General features: G+C 61.7%; 17 protein-coding genes and 2 pseudogenes. 5 read left to right on the top strand and 14 right to left on the bottom strand.

Features of this window, described 5'->3' with window-relative positions:
- Positions 1-94 (bottom strand): annotated as a pseudogene (locus AC4D1W_RS16520) (VOC family protein); the annotation flags it as partial.
- Between the two features lie 88 nt (positions 95-182).
- The gene (locus tag AC4D1W_RS16525; RefSeq protein ID WP_490893009.1) at positions 183-830 is read right to left on the bottom strand and encodes an isochorismatase family protein; all 648 of its coding nucleotides are present in this window, start codon (positions 828-830) and stop codon (positions 183-185) included.
- A gap of 128 nt (positions 831-958) precedes the next feature.
- Between AC4D1W_RS16525 and AC4D1W_RS16530 the strand changes: the two genes are divergently transcribed.
- Together AC4D1W_RS16530 and AC4D1W_RS16535 are read left to right on the top strand one after the other, a co-directional pair.
- Positions 959-1912: a GlxA family transcriptional regulator gene (locus AC4D1W_RS16530; protein ID WP_490899467.1), complete on the top strand. Its 954-nt coding sequence runs from the start codon at positions 959-961 to the stop codon at positions 1910-1912.
- 111 nt (positions 1913-2023) lie between these two features.
- Complete coding sequence (locus AC4D1W_RS16535; protein WP_490899468.1) at positions 2024-2587, top strand: dihydrofolate reductase family protein; 564 nt, start codon at positions 2024-2026, stop codon at positions 2585-2587.
- 849 nt (positions 2588-3436) lie between these two features.
- On the opposite strand, the gene AC4D1W_RS16540 is transcribed toward AC4D1W_RS16535, so the two are convergent.
- The 10 genes and pseudogenes from AC4D1W_RS16540 to AC4D1W_RS16585 all read right to left on the bottom strand — a co-directional run bounded on the left by AC4D1W_RS16540 (position 3437) and on the right by AC4D1W_RS16585 (position 15019).
- Entirely contained in the window at positions 3437-4024 is a 588-nt protein-coding gene (locus AC4D1W_RS16540; RefSeq protein ID WP_490893006.1) for a hypothetical protein, read from the bottom strand.
- 247 nt (positions 4025-4271) lie between these two features.
- Entirely contained in the window at positions 4272-4751 is a 480-nt protein-coding gene (locus AC4D1W_RS16545) for an NUDIX hydrolase (protein ID WP_490893005.1), read from the bottom strand.
- Positions 4752-5129: 378 nt separating this feature from the next.
- Positions 5130-5330: a hypothetical protein gene (locus tag AC4D1W_RS16550; protein ID WP_490893004.1), complete on the bottom strand. Its 201-nt coding sequence runs from the start codon at positions 5328-5330 to the stop codon at positions 5130-5132.
- Between the two features lie 1129 nt (positions 5331-6459).
- Entirely contained in the window at positions 6460-7674 is a 1215-nt protein-coding gene (locus tag AC4D1W_RS16555; protein ID WP_490893003.1) for an ROK family transcriptional regulator, read from the bottom strand.
- Between the two features lie 34 nt (positions 7675-7708).
- A pseudogene (locus tag AC4D1W_RS16560) lies at positions 7709-8011 on the bottom strand (ABC transporter permease subunit); the annotation flags it as partial.
- Between the two features lie 168 nt (positions 8012-8179).
- Positions 8180-9436 (bottom strand): endo-1,4-beta-xylanase, encoded by a 1257-nt coding sequence (locus AC4D1W_RS16565; protein WP_490899469.1) that lies wholly within the window; start codon positions 9434-9436, stop codon positions 8180-8182.
- The gene (locus AC4D1W_RS16570; protein WP_490899470.1) at positions 9433-11805 is read right to left on the bottom strand and encodes a beta-xylosidase/alpha-l-arabinosidase; all 2373 of its coding nucleotides are present in this window, start codon (positions 11803-11805) and stop codon (positions 9433-9435) included. Before AC4D1W_RS16570 ends, AC4D1W_RS16565 begins: the two co-directional genes overlap by 4 nt.
- A gap of 8 nt (positions 11806-11813) precedes the next feature.
- On the bottom strand, positions 11814-12686 hold the full coding sequence (locus AC4D1W_RS16575; protein WP_490893000.1) for a carbohydrate ABC transporter permease: 873 nt from the start codon (positions 12684-12686) through the stop codon (positions 11814-11816).
- A complete protein-coding gene (locus tag AC4D1W_RS16580) occupies positions 12686-13681 on the bottom strand; it encodes a carbohydrate ABC transporter permease (RefSeq protein WP_490893035.1) in 996 nt (331 codons plus the stop codon). Before AC4D1W_RS16580 ends, AC4D1W_RS16575 begins: the two co-directional genes overlap by 1 nt.
- Before the next feature lie 39 nt (positions 13682-13720).
- Positions 13721-15019 (bottom strand): ABC transporter substrate-binding protein, encoded by a 1299-nt coding sequence (locus AC4D1W_RS16585; RefSeq protein WP_490892999.1) that lies wholly within the window; start codon positions 15017-15019, stop codon positions 13721-13723.
- A gap of 340 nt (positions 15020-15359) precedes the next feature.
- On the opposite strand from AC4D1W_RS16585, the gene AC4D1W_RS16590 reads away from it, so the two are divergent.
- Positions 15360-16505, top strand: coding sequence for an endo-1,4-beta-xylanase (locus tag AC4D1W_RS16590; RefSeq protein ID WP_490899471.1), 1146 nt, complete (start codon positions 15360-15362; stop codon positions 16503-16505).
- A 164-nt stretch (positions 16506-16669) separates the two neighbouring features.
- Here the strand turns inward: AC4D1W_RS16590 and AC4D1W_RS16595 are convergent, their stop codons facing one another.
- Positions 16670-16822, bottom strand: a complete 153-nt coding sequence (locus AC4D1W_RS16595) for a hypothetical protein (RefSeq protein WP_490892997.1) — start codon at positions 16820-16822, stop codon at positions 16670-16672.
- Positions 16823-17126: 304 nt separating this feature from the next.
- Positions 17127-17465 carry a hypothetical protein gene (locus AC4D1W_RS16600; protein WP_490892996.1) on the bottom strand — a complete coding sequence of 113 codons (339 nt, stop codon included), beginning with the start codon at positions 17463-17465 and terminating at the stop codon, positions 17127-17129.
- 194 nt (positions 17466-17659) lie between these two features.
- On the opposite strand from AC4D1W_RS16600, the gene AC4D1W_RS16605 reads away from it, so the two are divergent.
- The gene (locus AC4D1W_RS16605) at positions 17660-17995 is read left to right on the top strand and encodes a PadR family transcriptional regulator (protein WP_490892995.1); all 336 of its coding nucleotides are present in this window, start codon (positions 17660-17662) and stop codon (positions 17993-17995) included.
- Positions 17992-18690, top strand: coding sequence for an HAAS signaling domain-containing protein (locus AC4D1W_RS16610; RefSeq protein ID WP_490892994.1), 699 nt, complete (start codon positions 17992-17994; stop codon positions 18688-18690). The genes AC4D1W_RS16605 and AC4D1W_RS16610 overlap by 4 nt, the downstream gene beginning before the upstream one ends.
- The last annotated feature ends 757 nt before the right edge of the window (positions 18691-19447 follow it).

Consider the following 19447-nt stretch of genomic DNA (forward strand, 5'->3'; position numbering starts at 1 on the left):
GGCCAATGACGGTGAGCCCAAGGTCGGTAAAGAAAGCAATCGTCGCGTCGAGGTCGCGGACCGCGATGCCGACGTTCTCGAGTTTGATGGGCATGTGCCACACGTTATACCAAGTCGCGGTGAGCTCTTGGTGGCCGTGAACTGCCCCCCCTCGGGCTCGGCCATGCGCACATTGGTGGCGCTTATGCCGGGGTCGGGACCGCGGTGCGTTCAGCTCCGGCCGCCGCCGAACTGCCCAAGTCGCTTCCCTGCAGCGTTTCCTTCGTGTTCACGGCGTTGGTCCACGCGTCGGTGGTGGCGACGCGCGCCCAGTTTGAATTCAATAGGGTGAGCAGGGTGGTGTGTACGGTCTTCGCATCAACGAAGCCTGCATCATTGGCGAGACTGACTGCCCCGGTCGCGTCGGAGAGCACCTCGGTCGTGAATCCGATCGCTTCGGCTTCAACGGCCGAGGCGAGGATGCAGTTATTGGTCATGTAGCCGGCGAGGGTCACCGTGTCGACGTCGTTCTGCCGCAGCCACTCGGCCAAGTCCGTGCCGGCGTACACGGACCCGTACTGCTTCACGACGCTCTTCCATGCATCCGTGCGGCGGTTCTCGACCTCGGGGTGCAGGGCGAATTCCGCGGTGCCGGGCGCGAAAACGGGAGCTCCTTCACCGGCGGTGTGCTGAATGACCGCGATAGGCATGCCCGCTTCAGCGGCCGCATCGATGGCCGCTGCTATACGCGGCAGGGACTGCTGGTGTGGCGGGTACTGGATCTCAAAGATGCCACTGAAGTACTGCTGCTGGACATCGACAAGGATGAGGGCGCGACGCGGGGTAGCCATGATTCAAATCTCCTGGGTAGTGGTGTCAGGCGGAGGACCGTAGATCAATCCTCCCGTGAGACGTCGGGCGCGAACAGTGGCACAACGGCACATATACGATGAATTCAGGCCAAAGATAGGAGAGCCCCTTGCAGATCGCCGTATACGCCTTTGACGGCGTAACGATGTTCCATCTCGCCGTGCCGCAGATGGTGTTTGATGAGGTCGCCCGGCAGGGGCTTGCAGGGTGGTCAACGGTGCTCTTCTCGGACCGGCCGGGCTCGGTCCGTACAGCGGAGGGCTACGAGCTAGCAGGTGTACAAGGACCAAAGGTTGCAGAGGATGCTGACGTCGTGGTGGTGCCGTCATGGTTTGACGACGGCCGCCCGATCAGCACTGCTTTGCAATCCGCGCTGCAAAATGCGGGTGCACGCAACACCGCAGTCCTCGGACTGTGCCTCGGCGCGATCGCCGTGGCGGACGCTGGCCTGCTCGTCGGCCGTAGGGCCGTCACCCACTGGCAAGCGTTCACCACTATGGCCGACCGACACCCGGACATCTCCCTCGATCAGTCCGTGCTGTATATCGACCACGGTGACGTCCTCACCTCAGCAGGGACTGCATCAGGGCTGGACGCATGCCTACATATCGTGCGTGACCGTCTCGGAGCAGGCGCCGCTAATCAAGTGGCACGCAGTCTCGTTGTCGCGCCACACCGTGAAGGTGGACAGGCGCAGTACATCGAACATCCAGTCCCAGAGCGGTCCAGTGACGATCCGATCACGTGCCTCCTTGAATGGTCGCTAGCCAATCTTCGGGAAGCACTCACAGTCGAACGGCTCGCTGATCAAGCACACATGAGCCGCCGCACCTTCGTCCGTGCATTCCGCTCGAAAACAGGAACAACACCGGCAGCCTGGGTCCGAGTTCACCGGCTCGATGCGGCCCGGCGACTCCTGGAGACCACGGACCTGTCCATAGAGCAGATCGCGACCGACTGCGGTTTCGGGAATGCCGTAACCCTTCGCCAAAACTTCGGAGCAGCCTTCTCAACCACTCCCACCGAGTACAGGCGCCGATTCACCACACGCCCGAGCATCTGAGCGCCGCAAGGGCCGCGTTGGACTAACCCGAGAGACGGCACGGCGAGGGATCCTTTCCCAGGGGAGCATCTGCTCTGTACAACGAATACCGCCTCACGGGAGACTGACGCCATGCGCAACCTGACCTTCGGCATGAATGTGAGCCTGGACGGTTACATCGCCGCGCCCGGCGACAATCTCGGATGGAGCGTACCGAGTGACGAGTTGTTCCAATGGTGGTCGGACCGGGTGGGAGCGACGGGCCTGGCGTTGTACGGGCGCAAACTGTGGAAGACGATGAGCTCCCACTGGCCGACCGCCGACCAGCAGCCCGACGCCACACCTGCGCAGATCGAGTTCGCCCGCCGCTGGCGAGACATGCCGAAGATGGTGTTCTCCTCGACGACCAGCACGGTTGACTGGAACACCCGCCTGGTCACCGGCGACGCGGTCATCGAGATCACGCGGCTCAATGCCGACGACGGCGGCTCAATGGACATCGGCGGTGCCACACTCGCCGCGGCGGCCATGCGGGCCGGTCTGATCGACGAGTACGCGATCGTCACCCATCCGGTCCTGTTGGGCGGCGGCACGCCGTTCTTCACAGCCCTGGGCAACTGGGTGAACCTGAGCCTGGTGGAGACCCGGACGTTTCCTAACGGTGTGCTCCTGACCAGATACGTGACCAGGCGCTGAGTGCCCGGCTTCGGATCAGCGCCGACTTCGCGTCACCCAAGGGGATAGGGATCGACTGGATTTACCTCGGCGGCTGCTCTTACTAGTGCTTCACGCTTTGACGTGTTTGTGGAAGAGCGCCATCAAGAGTCCAGGTGAGGGTAGAAGTGATGGAACGACGACGTCCGCTAGGCACGAGCGTCAGACCCACCCCAAAAGAGCTCGGTGAAGGATCCTTTCGGAGGCCAAGCGCGGACCGCCTCTGACAGGATGTTGACATGCGGATATCAGGGGCCATAACAGCAGCGCTCGTTATGCTTACTGCCGTAAGCGGATGTTCCGCTCCTCCGGCGGTCACGGCATGCCCAGCAATAGCTCACTCAACGGTAATTCCTGTCGAAATAAGCGGATCCCGCGCTAGCTCAGTGGCCGCAGTGAAGCTCTGCTCCGATGAAGAAGGCTGCTCGAGCGGAGTGCCTATTCGGCCACCACAACAACAAACCGCCACGCCTGTACCTTCGTCTCCACCAGATACTTTTGCGACGCCTGCACCCCAACAATGGCAACTTACTGGGCTCTTCTCTCACTTCATCACTTCGCGCATCAGTGAGGAGAATTGGGAGATCCAAACCGGCATGGTTCAACCTGCTGAAGTCACAGCACAAGCTCTCGACGCCAGCGGAACAATCCTGGCGAGGACCGAAGCAACCCTGGAATGGACAAGGATCGGTGGATCTGAAGAGTGCGGAGGACCCTCGCGTTCCACCCCAGTCCGTCTCGATACGAATCAATAAGCGTCAGCGCAAAGAGTGCACCAACAAGCCACCAATGTCCGCTGAGGACTCGGATCCGATTGACGTTTTCCCCGTCTCAGGCGGGCGTTACCGTTCCGAATTCCACTTTGACGGGGCATCCGAACGTTTCAGCATAGGTACGTTCCAAGCTGTCGATGTCGCTCTTTGACTCAAGCGACGGATCCAGCAGTAGCTCAACGCTCGACCCATCAGGCGTCAGGGCGAAAGCCTTGATTGCTGGATCGGATGTGAACAGCTCCTTACCTTTCGCTCGCACCTCTCCGGGCGAACAGGCGGTGGCTTCAACCGCAATCTCTACATCAGGAAAGCGCCCTAGGAGGTTCTGCAACCGAGAATCGACGGGACCGTCCCAGTGAACGACGATCTTCTTCCCACCAATGACTTCTACAGAGGCGAGTCGGTCGTCGTCTTGCAGCGCTCCGCTTAACTCGCTCGCCGCATGCGCGACCTGCTCATTGGCTGGGGAGCCCTCACCCAGTTGCAGCGAGTGCGGATCCTCAGGGGAAGGACCCTTTTGGACCTCAGATGTTCTCGGAGTCTCCGGGGGCGGGCTGGGCGGTGCTGAACCGGCCGCCGCACACGATGTCGCACCTAAGACAACACCTGCCAGCAGAAAACGTCCTAGCTTCACACTCCACCCCATGTGCTTCCATCAGGCCTATCTTCATACGGTAGCCCAGGCCAGTAAGAGGATCACGGGATCGGAAGGCGCGATGAGGGATCGAGATCGGTCTTGCTGCCCGAGGAACCGAGTCTTGCTAAGGTCCGCTATATGAGCGATTTCGACAAGGACGAGGAACCTGTGGAAAGTCTCCCACCTGTGCCGGCGCTCCTGCCTAGCTCTGCTACCGCCCAGTGCGGAGAACAATGTCGTCTGAAAGCTGCCCCGCTCAGGACCCGCCCAGCTTCCCAAGGTACTCGGCAAGGGCATCGAGGATCGGTACCTGCCCCTTCGCCAGTTTCCTGCGCGCCTCGGACTCTCTGAACCATCTGGCATCGTCGATTTCGGGATACTCCCGCACAACACCGGAACCCTTCGGCCATTCCAGCGGAAACGTGTTGCTGGTGATGTGCTCTGGCTGGAAATCCGATTCGGCGGCAAAGGCGGTGATGACCTTCCCCGAAGGCTGGCGGAAAGCGCCCAGCTCAAGGTAGTCCGCCTGAGGCGCCGGCGTCCCGATTTCTTCGGCGAACTCCCGCAGCGCGGCCACCAGAGGGTCCTCCGCGTCGAGGTATATTCCCTTTGGAATTGTCCAGGCGCGGGTGTCCATGCCGGTCCAGTGGGGGCCACCGTTATGGGCGATCCAGACCTCCAAGTGCCCTTCTGGGCTCCGCCGGTACAGCAGAATGCCTGCGCTGCGAACTGTCATACGCCCTCCACATCCCTAGGCTATAGAGATTGCGGGTTCTTGTCCTGCGGTGGCGGCATCCTGTCGGTCCGTGCGCGGTGGTGCACACCCCCTGTTCTTCAACTGGAGACGAGTACACGTCTTTTGCTACGTACCGCGTCCGTGGACGTGGACGTGGTCGGAGTCGCCATTCGCCGAACACATCAGTTGGATCCCCTGCGTGCTGGACGATCTGTCGGAAGATTTCCCGTTGGGGATCACTAGGTTGTTCCCTGAACCCCAATCCTAGGTGCGCCTCAGGAGACGCCTGCCGATCCCTCAGCGGTGGGGCCCGCTGAGGGATGGAAAAAATACGGTCCGGGGGACCTACTTGGACTTCCGCGCTTCACCCGAGGGCATTCAGGAGCGCATCCGATCCCTCTTCTTCAGAAAGGGGTAGGCAATGAGCCAGGCCATAGCGATGACGACTCCCGCTCGCGCGCTTCCCCAGACAGTGTTTTCCGGCGTGAGGACTGCACCCACGACGACAGCCGTAAGGACCATGGCAATGGCCGCGGCGAAGAGCGCCGCCCCGACCAATAGTCTCTCGAACCTTTTCACGGTTATCCCCCAACGTTTCCACTTTCGGCTGGGTACAGCATAACGAAGACGCTAGTTGATCACGCTTCGTGCGAGAGCATAAAAATCTGATGAAGAGTCAGGGCCGCCGGCGAAAAATAGAGTACAGCAGCCGTGATGTCGTCCAAATGAGAAAGCCAGCCAAAGCGATGTGAAGTATGAGGAGTGCCACTGCTTCATCGCGTGAGTAGGGGATAAGAGATGACTGAAATACTAAGGGACCCTCGCTGAGGGTACTAGCTGGTGGAACCGCACGTCCCGTAGGAACAGAGAGATACGGGTTCGTGCCTGATTCGAAGGCAGCTTTGAGCAGGATGCTGATAAGAGGCGGAGGGTTCTGACGTGAAGACGACGAAAAGATAGCGGCTCATGGTCTCGCTTGGTTTATGGGCGTCCTTGCAGCCGCCGCTGTCCTTACTATCTTCGAGGTCCCGGCGAGAAGAAGCTATTGGTCCAGCTTGGCGATGATTGCTGCACTGATGTTGACCATGGTCGTCGCTTCATGGGTACGGAACGAAAAGCCAACGAGGGGTCTCGGGCTTGTAGCGATAACGCTTGCCCTGGTCATTCCGTCGCTCGTTCTCCTATTCGCCTTCGGGCCGGGCCATGCGGTGGGCGCTCTAGCTGGCGGCCTCACGGTGGCGCTTATCTTTACCTGGTCATATCTCGCAGGTAGAGACGAGCATCATCAGCTTGCTGGTCCGGCCAAGCAAGACTGGCCAATTCGGAATACTTGCGGCCGAAGCGTTGTGCGTTGAGGGATCCGCTCGTGGGGCCTCTGGGCTGAACCTAGTCAAGTCGCTGCTGTGGCGAGGTGCTTTCGGGGCTGCTTCAAATCAAGCCAAGGATTTGAAAGTAGGTCTACCGACAACATCGTGATGCCGGCTATCAGAATGAAGGCACAGAGAAGGACGTAAAACTGCGACAAGCCGGACGCAATTTGCTCCTGCCGTGTGTCCTGCGAACGGAGGAACGTGGCGATGATCAACGCTTGGCGTTCGGCGATTTTGCTTCTGAGGACGAACCACACAATAGCGAACGCTATGAAGAACAGACCCGGAACCAATTCATCTCCTCTGTTTAGGAAGTAAATAAGGGCTCGAGGGAAGGTTTAGGCCGTCCCGGCGGGGTCAGCGAGAAGCTGGGCAAATGCCAGCTCGGCGGCGCCAACCAATAGCAATTCGGACCCGAGAACCGTCCTTTTGATCTTGACGTCCGCTCCGAGTCCCCCGATCGTCTCCCCGGCCACGGCCGAGATAAGGCGCTCGGGGTCCAGGGAGAAGATAGAGCCCAGAAACCCGCCGAGCACGATCATTTCGGGGTTGAATATGTTGACAAAATTCGTCAGTGCCACCGCAAGGAGGTCGATCTGCCGTTCAACTTCCTTTTGTAGCTCCCGGGATGGAGGCTCGGCAATGGCCCGCTCCAGCTCGTCCTGATCCGCCCGGGCAAGGCCGAGCGGGGCGAGCAGCCGTTCGAGGCGGACTTCGGCATCCAAACACCCGGACCTTCCGCAATGGCACTTTTCCCCGTTGGTTCGCACCAGAGTGTGTCCAAGTTCGCCGGCAAAACCTGCAGAACCCCGCAAAGTCCTGGCTCCGGAAATGACGCCACCGCCGATGCCGCTGGCGCTTCCGTTCAGATACACTACGTCCGAGATCCCTACGGCGGCCCCGTAAATACTTTCGGCGAGCGATCCCAGAGTGGCATCATTCCCGGCACGCACCGGACGGGCCAGGGCTTGCTCAAGGAAGGCCGCCAGGGGCTCATCGGCCCACTGGAGGTGCGGTGCCAGTAGTATCTGCCCGTCGGACGATCTGACGAGTCCAGGAACGGCAAGCCCAACGCCTGTAATCCGATCCATGGCGTCCAGGTCGGCCTGCATTCCTTCTACAATCGCCCGGCTGATGTTCACTGTTTCCGTTACGGAAGGTTGCGTGGCGGCCTCATAACGAATCCTGCGATGAACGTGACCGCCGAGGCCGACAAGCCCGACGGTCACGGCATCTACATCTGGATTAATGGCTAAGGCCGCGACCTTTTCGTTGGGATGAACGAGGGGGCTTGGCCGTCCGACACGCCCTATGGCAGGCGGTTCTGTTTCGTAGGCAAGCCCGAGGTCCCCGAGCTCGGCGACAAGGGCGCTTATAGTTGAGCGGTTCAACCCCGTCCGCTTCGTCAGGTTGGCACGCGACAGCGGTCCTCCCCTGTGGAGCAAGCCCAAAATCAACGACAAGTTGGTGCGCCGGATCGTGTCCGTGCTCTGGAGCGGCGCCGCCTTGGTTCTTCGCGTACCGTCCAGCTTGGTCAGCTGTGAAGCCGTCAACCCTATGCCTCTCGAAATCAGTTGTAGTCGCTGCTCATCTTCCCCCGGAACGGCGCTTGTTGAAAATACCGAAGGCGACGGCCAGCAGAAGCACCAGGCCCTTGATGGCCATTTGCCAGGCGGCATCGACGGAGAGAATCGACAGGCCCATATTGAGCACGCCCATAACGAGGCCTCCGATGACCGCCCCGATGATGGTTCCTATTCCGCCCTGAACCGCCGCACCGCCGATGAATACCGCTGCGATGGCATCCAGCTCATAGTTCTGCCCGGCAGAGGCGACAGCACCGCCCGCCCGGGCCGTGCTGACAACACCTACCAGTCCCGCGCAGAATCCCGCGGATTTTCGCGGTTCTCATCATTACAAGCCTATGCGCTGGTACGGATAAGTACGGGCTGACAAGTGGTTGAACCAGCGCCCCTCAGCGGGTCGACGTCCGATCGTGGTGAGTGCAACTCCCCCAGACGAACGGTGTCACTACACGCGGCGTTGGTCCGCCGTCGGTCAGCGGAATCGGACGGTGGCCGTTTCACGCCCCCGCGAGAGGGAGACCGGTGCACTCTGCCCGTCGCGCTTGATCACGTAATCACCGAAGAAACCCGTGATCGACAAGCGTGCGTCATGATCCGTGCGCATCGTCGTTCGCGGCAGCCACCATTCGCCCTTAATCAGCGACCGCAGTGCGTAAAACGAGGGTTTCGGCGTGCCGTCGGCGCGAACAAATCCGCCCGGCGCACCGAGCCACGCTCCGTCGTCGGTGAGCCCCCAGTACGTGATGGCCCGCACGGCCGGGTGGCCCACGAGTGAGCGATAGTGGCGGACGATCTCGTCCGCTTGCCTAGCCTCTCCCTCGGGCGTCGATGGCCAGGATGGGATCTGATAGTCGTTGAGGTCGACGACCTCCGGCGGCATGAGGTCCCCCGACAGCAGAGTCGTCTCGGTCAGATGGAGGGGCAGCCCGAAGCGGGCGAATCGGTCGATCATCGCGAGCATGGTCTCTTCTCCCCAATACCCCTGATGCATGTGCGTCTGCAGGCCGATCGCGTCCACAGCAATCCCCGCCTCAAGCACGCCCTCGATCAGAGCTTCGTAGTCGCTCGACAAGTCGAAGTCGTTCAGGACGAGCGTCGCCGAAGGGTTCGAGGCGCGAGCTTCCTCGAACGCGAGCTGAATCATGGGCACGCGACCAATGCTCTGCGCAAGCCGGGTGATACCGTTTTCCTCTGCAGTGAACACGGGCATGATGACGACTTCGTTGATGGCGTCCCACGTGTCGATGACCCCAGAGAAGTCGGTCACCTCGCGTCGGATCCTCTCGCGTTGCAGCCGCTCGATCTCCGCCACTGGTAGACCGGTGAGCCACTCGGGCGCGAGCGTGTGCCAGGTAAGCGGATGCCCCTTCACCGTCACTCCGTGCTCAGCGAACCACGAGGCGGTCCGGAGAAGCCTTCGGGTGTCAGGCTTGCCGCGGGTCGGCTCGAATCCTCGCCAGTAGAACGGAAGGGTCGCAGTGTTGAAGAGATCGAGCCACATCGTCTCGAGCTCCGGCAGGCCGGCGAGCCCTGCCCCGCCGAAAACGGGCTCCGCCGCGGCATTCTGCTCGGTCTCCCCATTGGCGAGCGGGATGAAGTCGAAACCGATGTTGCCGAAGGCGAAGTCATGACGCTGCTGTTCGACGGTGACATCCGCGTTGCGCACAGGGTTGCCAACGGAGTCCAGCACGGTGACCTGCGCGGTCACCCGGCGGTGATCGACACTCATGAGGCGCTCCGTGCGATCTCGTTGAAACTCGGGTGGAAGGCCCGGTCGAAGCCCACGACGCGGGCTTCACCGGAGAGCTGCACCGAGTGCGTGATCCGTATGTCGGTGCTCGACGCTCCGAGACCAAGGACGATCTCTCCCGGTTCGACGACCCGCTCGCCGTTTCGGCCGGTGAAGCCGGTGACATCTGCGGGAACGTGTATCGAGAGCTCGACGGATTCGCCCGGCTTCAGGTCAACGCGCTGATAACCGACCAGACGCTGCACCGGGCGCACTACTGACGCGACCGGATCGTGGACGTAAATCTGGACTATTTCTGTCCCAGCACGGTCCCCGGTGTTGCGGAGACGGAGGCCGAGGGTCGCCGTGCCGTCGACTCCGACCGTACCCGGACCGTGCTCGCCGGCGCTCCAGTCAAAGGTCGTATACCCGATCCCGTGCCCGAACGCGAAGACCGCGGTCGGGTCGATGCTCGACACTCCGTTGGAGCGTGCCAAGGGAGCGGCCAGGTATGTGGACGGCTGCGTTCCCTCTGAGGCCGGGATGCTGACAGGCAGGCGTCCGCTCGGATTGACCCGGCCGGAGAGGATGCCGGCGAGCGCGGCGGTTCCTTCTTCTCCTGTGAAGAACGCTTGCACGATCGCGCTGGCGCCCGTGACAGCGGATCCCAGCGCGTACGGTCGTCCAGCGAGCAGCGTGACGACGGCAGGAGTCGATGTTGCCAGGACGGCGTCGAGAAGGTTTTGTTGGGCACCGGGCAGGCGGAGTGACTCGACGTCGCAGCCCTCACCGCTCGTGCCGCGGCCAAAAAGCCCGGCCCGGTCGCCGAGGGCGACGATGACGACGTCCGCCCGCGTCGCAGCATCCACCGCTGCGGAGATCCCGGCGGTTTCTCCTCCGTCGATCGTTGTGCCTGGCACGTATTCGATGTCGGCTTCAGGAAACTCGATGCGGAGACTATCCAGCAGGGTAGGCAATTCGATACCGAGGGGTGTGTCAGGATGCTGCACGCCGACATGCGCAGGGAACGAGTAGCAGCCGAGAACGGCGAAGGGGTCGTCGGTCGTCGGCCCGACGACAGCAATCCGGCGCGGGGCGGCGAGCGGAAGGGTCCCGTCGTTGTTCACAAGCACGATGGACTGTTCGGCGATCTCGCGGGCGACCGCCCGATTGCCGGCGTTGTCCAGGTCGATGGTGCCGCGGATGCCTTCCGCGTTGTCCACGTCGACGTCCCGCAACGCTTCGGGCGTGGCATCCCAGTCAGGATCAAGCAGTCCGAGTTCGACTTTCTGGCGCAGCACACGCCGGAGGGCACGATCTATGACCGCCTCGGGCAGGTCGCCCGACCGGACCGCTTCAGCCAGCGGCGCACCGAAGGTCTTCACCGTCGGCAGTTCGACGTCCACGCCCGCAGTGAGCGCGAGAGCAGCGGCCTCGCCCCACGAACCCGCGACGCCGTGAAGCAGTTTTAGGAAGGCGATCCCGAAGTAGTCGGCCACGACGGTGCCGTCGAAACCCCAGGTGTCGCGCAGGACTCCGGTGAGCAGCGACTCGTCAGCCGCGGATGGCACGCCGTCGATGTCGGTGTAGGAGTGCATGACCGAACGCGGCTTGCCTTCCCGCATGACCATTTCGAACGGGACGAGCAGCACGTCAGCGAGTTCACGCGGACCGACCGAGACCGGCGCGAGGTTACGGCCGGCTTTCGACGCCGAGTATCCGACGAAGTGCTTGAGAGTTGCGACGATTCCTGCGGACTCGAGGCCACGGACGTACGCCGTTCCGATGGTGCCGATGAGATACGGGTCCTCACCGATGGTCTCTTCGACGCGACCCCAGCGGGCATCCCGCACCACGTCGAGCACCGGGGCAAGGCCCTGGTGGATGCCGACCGAGCGCATGTCGGACCCGATGCGGTGTGACATCCGCTCAATGAGCCCCGGATTGAACGAGGCACCCCAGGCGAGGGGCACCGGATAGGCGGTCGCCCCCCAGGTGGCGAAGCCGGCAAGACACTCTTCATGCGCAACAGCCGGGATGCCGAACCGGTTGGATGCCGCGATCCGGCGCTGGCTGCGGAGGAGGGACAGCGCCCCGAGCGCCGGGTCGACCGGAGCCGAGCCGAACGGCCGAGTCAACTGGCCGAGCCCGTTCGGCAGGAGCGCATCGAGGTCGACGACGTCGTCCATGTCGTTCTGATGCGGGGCAACGTCCCCGCCCTCGCTGGACGCACCGACCCAGACGCCGAACAGCTGGGCGATCTTCTCCTCGAGCGTGAGCTCGGTGAGGAGTGCTTCGACGCGGTCGGAAGCGCATGCGGTGACGTCGTGCCATGCCGGCGTGGTCGTCGTGGATGTTGTGGTGCTCAAGGAAAGTCCTAACCTTTGACGGCGCCGGTGAGTCCGCCGACGATGCGACGCTCGAACAGCGTGAAAAATATCAGTGCCGGAATCATGGACAGTGAGGTGAAGGCGAGTACCTTCGCCGTGTCCACCGAATACTGCGAAGCGAACGCCTGAACACCGAGCGGCAGGGTGTACGTCGCCTGGTTACTGAGGATGAACAGCGGCAGAAGATAGCTGTTCCAGCTCGCCACGAAAGCAAGGATGCCCGTCGTCACCACGCCCGGCAGCGACAAAGGAACGACCATCCGGAAGAAGAAGCCCAGCCGGCTGGTGCCGTCGATCGACGCAGCCTCTTCGATTTCATCGGGGATGGCCTTGAGGAACGGCACCAGGATGATGATCGTCACCGGCAAGCCGAAGGCGATCTGCGGGAGAATCACGCCAGCCAGGCTGTTCATCAGGCCCAGGTCCCTGACGAGGATGTAGAGCGGCGTGATCGCCACGGTCATAGGGAACATGAGCCCGGCGGCGAACAGTGAATACATCGCTCCACGACCGGCAAACGTGTATCGCGCGAGAATGAAGCTCGCCATCAGGCCTAGCACCACCACACCGATGGTCGTAGCGATCCCGGCAATCGCCGAGTTGCCGACCTGCTGCCAGAAGGTCGGGCTCGCGAGCACCTCAGCGTAGTTGTCGAAATTCCACGGGTTCGGGAATCCCGCGGGCGAATTGGTGATCTGCGAGTTGTCGCGGAACCCACCGAGGATGATGTAAATCACGGGTCCGAGACAGAGTGCGATGAAGACAAACGCGATGAAGTAGGTCGCCGGGCTGCCCCATGGCTGGCGGTCACTCGGTCGACGCTTTTCGCGCGTAAGAGTGGGAGCTTCGAGAACAGTCATCACTTCTTTCCTTCCGTGAGGGCACCGGCGGTGTCGCGTTGGAGAACGAACCGCTGGTAGATCAATGCGATGACGAGGGAGATCAGGAACATGACGACGGCGACAGCACTGCCGTAGCCGAAGTTGCCCGATGTGCGTCCGTTGGCCACCATGTAGGTGGCCATGGTCGAGGTACCGGCAGTCGAGGCGACGTACTGGCCCCAGATGATGAAGACCAGGTCGAACAACTGCAGCGAGCCGATGATTGACAGGAACGCCCAGATCCGCACGGTCGGCCCGAGGAGCGGCAGCGTGATGGTGCGCTGGGTCTGCCAGTAGCTGGCGCCGTCGATCGCGGCCGCCTCAAACAATTCGTCTGGGATGCTCTGCAATCCGGCGAGGAAAAGGATGACGGCGAAGCCGATGTACTTCCACGAGATGATCACCATCAGGGACCAGATGGCGATGTTCGGATCAGAGAGCCAGTCTGCCTGGAAAGCTCCCAACCCGATGCTTTCGAGCAGCCCATTAACGGCGCCGGATGTCTGCAGCATGAGACCCCAGCCGATCCCGACGATGACCTCGGAGATGATGTACGGGACGAAGATGAGGACGCGGATGAGCGAGCGGCCACGGATCTTCCGGTTGAGCAGGAGGGCGAGGCCGACCGCAATGGGGCCCTGGATGACCAGGGAGAGCACGAGGATGAACCCGTTGTGGCGCAGCACGTCGTGGAACGCGCTGTCCTGAAAGATGATCAGGTAGTTTTCGAAACCGACGAAGTCGGTGGCTGGCCCAAAGCCCTTCCAGCGGAAGAAGCCGTAGTAGCCGGCGAGGACGACCGGGAAGATGACGAAGCCGACAAAAACGACGATCGCCGGCCCGGCCAGAAGCATGATCTCGAGGCGCTTGCGCCAGTCCGTTGGACGCCGTTTGGGCCGCGGTGCGGCAGGGGACGACGCGCGAACGCCGTCCCCTGCCGTTACCGTGCCCTGCGGCGGCTGCTTGTCGGTCATCAACGGAGCACCCACGGCAGGTTCAGTCATTATCTGCTGCTATCCCTTTGCTGCTGCGTCGTTCACGGCGGAGACGATGTCTTCAGCTGTGCCCTGACCGGCGAACATGTCGACGACACCCTTGTTCAGCGCGTTCCCGACGTTCTGGCCGAACAGGGTGTCCAGCCAGACCATGACGTACGGTGCGTCGTTGTACGCCTGAAGGATCGACTGGAGCGCCGGGTCAGTGACAACCGCCTGGGCATCCTGGTTGGCGGGGAGAGTCTGGAACGCCTCCGCGTAGGCCTCCTGATGTTCCTTCTGCATGAAGAAGTTCAGGAACGCAGTGCACTCTTCCTTCGGGGCCTGAGCGGAGCAGGTGAAGCCGTCGACGCCACCCATCATGGCGCCCTCGGCGCCTTCGCCTCCGTCGACCTCAGGGAACGGGAACCAGCCAAGGTCAGGCAGCGGCTTCTCGTCGGGGGTCAGCGATGCGATGACACCTGGGTTCCATGCGCCCATGAGTTCCATTGCTGCTTTTTGATTCGCAAGGAGACCCGCAGAGCTGCCTGCTCCCTGCTGCGCCGATGTGGTGAGGAATCCGTTGTTGAACGGTTCCGTTTTCACGAACTTCTCCAGCTCCTTTCCGGCCTCGAGCCAGCATGGGTCGTCAAACTGCTTCGACTCGGCCGCTTCGTTCATCGCGTCCTGCGAGCATGCCCGCAACGCGAAGAAGTAGTACCAGTGCGCTGCCGGCCACGCATCCTTCGCGCCGACGGCGATGGGGTCGATTCCTGCACCCTTGAGCTTCTCAGCAACGGAACCGAGCTCGTCGATGGTCGTCGGTGTTCCTTCGACGCCCGCTTCGGCGAAGAGGTCTTGGCTGTAGAACATGCCACCAGGCAGCACAGCGGTCGGCATTCCGTAAATCTTGTCCTCGACCTCGAAGGCGCTCAATACACCTTCGGGCACAGCGGCCCTGGTGGCGTCGTCGATGGAATCCGTGATGTCCATGGCCTGTCCGGCCGCAACGACATCCGCAAGCTTGCCGCCGCCGCGCGCCATAAAGATGTCGGGTGCATCGCCGGAGTTCAGCGCCGTCTGGAGCTTCCCGTCCATCTCCTCGTTCTGGATGGACTGCATCTCAATCGTGACGCCAGGGTTTGCCTCCTCGAACGCTGCGACCGTCTTCTCCCAGTACGCTTTGCCAGCACCCGTCGTCGAGTTCTGCCAGAACGTCATGGTGACGTCGCCACTTTCTGATGCTCCATCGCCGGAGCCACACGCTGACAGGCCGCCGAGAGCGACTGCTGTCGCCACCCCAACGGTCAGCAGCTTCCTGGTGCTGTGCTTGTTCATCCTTGAACGCCTCTCGAAAGTTTCGACATTTGCGTCGAAAGTTATTGGTATGGTGTGAGCCTAAACACTGCCCCGGTGAAACGCAAGAGTTTTCCGGCAACAAATAGAGATCCTCGCAACAAATGCGTGCCGGGTGCCCGTTGACTCGTCAATCGACTGTCACGACGATCTGCAGCTCGCTCCGCGATCCGGTCCGGTCCTGTTCTCACAACCGCACCCAGTCCCTCGCGGTGGTGGCAGAAATATTTGTTGACAGCCACAACTTATCTGGCTAACTATGGGTAGGGGGAGGAAGATGCCAATCGACCCGCCCGCCACGCCCTCATACAAAGGAGTATTTATGCGCACAACTCGTCCCCTACTCGCCAGCGTCCTGGTGCTGGCCTCTGTGGTGATCGTCCCGAGCACCGCCTTCGCTGCTCCAGCTCCGCCGTCACACCCGAAGGCGTCAGAGCACTCGTCCGTCATCAGTGAGAACAGCCTGCGCACCCTCGCCGACGACGCCGGCATCAAGATCGGCGTTGCTGTGAATGCCGACCTGCTGGAACAAAACGGCAAGTACCGCAACATCGTCAACACCCAGTACTCCAGCGTCACCGCCGAAAATGTGATGAAGTGGGAGGCCCTGAACCCGGCTCCCGGCGTGTACGACTGGGCCGCGGCGGAGGCGCTGATCGCCAACGCCGAGGCGAACGGCCAGGTCGTACGGGGGCACACGCTCGTGTGGCACAACCAGCTGCCCACCTGGCTCACGACGGGGGATTACAGCGCCGAGGAGCTGCGCGTGATCCTGGAGAACCACGTCCGGACAGTCGCCGGGCACTTCTCGGGCGACATCCAGCAGTGGGACGTCGTCAATGAGATCTTCAACGACGACGCCGAGGGTAGCTTCCGCGAGACCATCTGGTACCAGGCATACGAGGAACTCGGCCTGCCGGGCGAGCAGTACGTCGCCGACGTATTCCGCTGGGCGCACGAGGCCGACCCGAATGCGCTGCTCTTCTACAACGACTACAACCTGGAGTTCACTGGCCCCAAGAGCAACGCCGCGTATACCTTCGTGCAGGAACTGCTCGCGGACGGGGTGCCGATCCACGGTGTCGGCTTCCAGGGGCACCTCGACACGCAGTACGGCTACCCTGACCTGCGCAACAACCTGCAGCGATTCGCCGACCTGGGTCTGGAGGTCGCGTTGACTGAGGTCGACATCCGGACCTACGTCGCCCAGAAGCCGAACGGCACCTACACCAACACCCCGGTGGACCCTGCCGAGGCCGACCAGCAGGTTGACTGGTGGGCACAGACCCTCGAGGACTGTCTCGCGGTTGAGGCGTGCAACTCGTACACGGTATGGGGCGTGTCGGACGCGAATTCCTGGATCCCCGGCTGGTTCACCGGCCAGGGCGCAGGCCTGCTGTACGACATGCACAACAACCCGAAGCCACAGTACGAGGCGCTGCGCGAGGTTCTGCGCGACGCAGCCTGACCAACACCCGATTCCTGCTCCGGCGGCGTCACGTCGCCGGGACAGACGAGGGGCACGTCCTTTTGGACGTGCCCCTCGTGCCTCGTCGGCATGGCCAATACATGACCTTGGTCTCGACCCCACTCCTTCCCATTGGCCCAGCATGACTCCGGCCGCCCGCTTAATCAGCGTCGCGGCCGTCCGCCGCTAGGTATGCGTGTGTATTCATCGACATCGACGCCCACCGCGACGAGTTTCGCGCGCTCATCTTCAACCAACGCGCGGAGCAACAGCTCGTAATTGCTCAGGGGCGCGAGAGATTCGGTGTCAGTACCCACCGAATCTCTCGCTTGTCGACGTCGACAACACTCCACTCTGACAACTTTGATCCACGACTCACGAGCGTCGACCCTTACGTGAAATGTTTCGTCACCCTGCTTGCCGAGGACCTCCGTGCTCAACTGAGCGATACCTGGGCTGCCGGTCATCGAGCCGGAAGGGTATTTCACGATCGTGCCCGGCGAGACGCACTAACCCGCCCACCATTCGGTATACGAGTCACTGTGGGTGAGATCAGCTGGCGGAAGTGAGTTCGCAGACCCATCCGGCCCTCGGTGTCCACGGTGATGTCCCCGCCGGCGGTCATCCCGCCGGACACCGTTCGCCATGCCGCATCCAAGGTCCCGGCGTGCCCCGCGAGCAGACTCGGGCTGCTCCGGCAGCAGCAAAGCGCCCAGCGCCGGGCCCTTCGCGTTCTCCCACGCCGGCCCCGACAGTAGCCGGGTCCGGGGATCTGACCAGGGGTCGGAGGTGGCCGCGAAGATGTCGCCGGTGCTTGAGCGCGGTGTGGAATTTCTCCAGAACGCAGAACACGTAGGCGTTGCGGTCCACCGTTTCCTCGGGCCTGCCGACGGGGAATACCAGCTTCTGCCACCAGCCCTTCGGCACCACCGACAGGTCGACCTTGCGCGGTGCAGGCATCGCTCGCACCATGTTGCAACTTCAACGTGAAGGACGATTGCTTTTCGCAGCAGCAAACCAGAACCATCGACCGGTCGCAGAAGGCCCGCACGAGAAACGGCACGGTGAGGGATCGGATCGGACTCCCTACTGTTATCCGACGATGACTACTCCACCCTGTTCTATACCTTGTGTCACGTTGTACTATGCGGTACATGGTAACCACCGAACGCGTACTCACGAGTCTTCGCAGAGGACTGGTTGAGTTCTGTGCCCTCGCAATATTGCGGGACGGTCCCACCTACGGGCTGGACATGGCCCGCCGCCTCGAAGCTGACGGACTGATTGCGGGAGAGAGCACGCTATATCCGCTGCTCGCACGCTTGTTGACCTCCGGGCTCGCGGAAAGCGAATGGCAGGAATCGGAAGCTGGACGACCCCGAAAGTACTACACCCTCACCCCAGCAGGTCGCGACGCTCTCGAAGTGTTCGAGAACTCGTGGATCCCTCTTCGGAACGCAGTAGATCGCACCCTCAGGAGACCATCGTGACGCACAACGAACTTCCCGCCGAAGCAGTAGCCTGGCTCGCCGCAGCTGAGCAAACTCTTCGACGTGCATCGGCGGAGCAAACGGCTGAGATTATGGATGGCTTGCGCTCCCACATCACTGAGGCGCTTGCACGCGGAGAAGCCGTTGACGACGTACTGACGCGCCTGGGCCCGCCGACGGATGTCGCAGATCCGGTGCGCGAGGAGATTCCACGGCGACGCCCCGACATCGGGCCCGCCCAGGTGCGATCGACCGCTTCGCCGGCACGTCAGGGGATCAGGGGCTATATGACTGCAAAGCGCACAGCGCAGATCATTAGTTTCGCCCTGGCGCTCCTAGCCACTGCAATCATCTCGCTGCGCACGGGGTATGTCGGTTCCACCATTGATCCAGACACCGGTGAAGTCATCAGCACAACCACGCAGCTCGTGCTGTTCAATATGGACCCCAAAATCGCAGTAACACTCATCGCAGCACTTCTCCTGACGGCCGTACCGCCCTTCGTACGGGGACGCAGAATGCCACTAACCACTGCTTGCGTCGCAGGCATCATGACCATCCTGGCGATTACCACCACAATATGGATTGTCGGATGGTTCATCCTCCCCGCATCCATAGCAGCGGTCATAGCCGCAACTATCCCCATCGCCCCCCGAGAGCGACGCGCATTTCGCCAACAACCAGCAGGCGCCTAAGTAAACAGCCGCCCTCAAGTCACGGACGAGCACGGTGGAGGATCAGCTTTCGCCGCACGTCGCGAATCCAACTGATATCAGCGATGTCCTTGTTCTGCATTCTTTCTCACAACTATCGACACAATCACAGCCACAGCCACGACCGTCGGAAGTATCCACAACTGCGAGCCGGAGGGCAGGAATCGGGACAGCAGCACTCCCACAAAAGCAGCCGAGACAATGAGGGCAACCGAGCCAATGACGATCGTCCTCCACGAGAGTCTCGTCATCCTCACAACCTAACTGGCGGATCACTAATTTGACTGAAACCGCTCGAAAAAGGGCAAACATAAGGATCAGCTTGCGACTGTACGGTAAGGGATCGCCTACTGGGACGATTTCTCGAGGGCCTGCTTGACCTAGAGGGAAAGAGCTGGCGTCATAGTGGCTGGAATTAGTGGAAGGAACTTGGCGGCATGAACGGTGGAAGTACAACGCGAAGGAAGCTTGGGTCTAGCTTCACGATCCTCGGAGGTTTACTCGCCTTCAGCGCCCTAATAGCGCTAAGCACGGGCACTGGAACGTGGTTTGTTTGGCAGATCGCGATCGGTCTCGCGCTGATCGCAACAGGCGCCCTGCTCTATGCCGTGGACGCGAGAGTGCGCATTCAAAACACTAGAGAATGAGCCCTGAATCTATGTCACTGACGCGGAGACCATGCCTGTTTCCGTTAGCAAAGAGGCGTGCGGTGGAGGATCCTCTAGTTGTACTGACCGGA

The sequence above is a fragment of the Arthrobacter sp. TJ-170 genome (assembly GCF_058269305.1).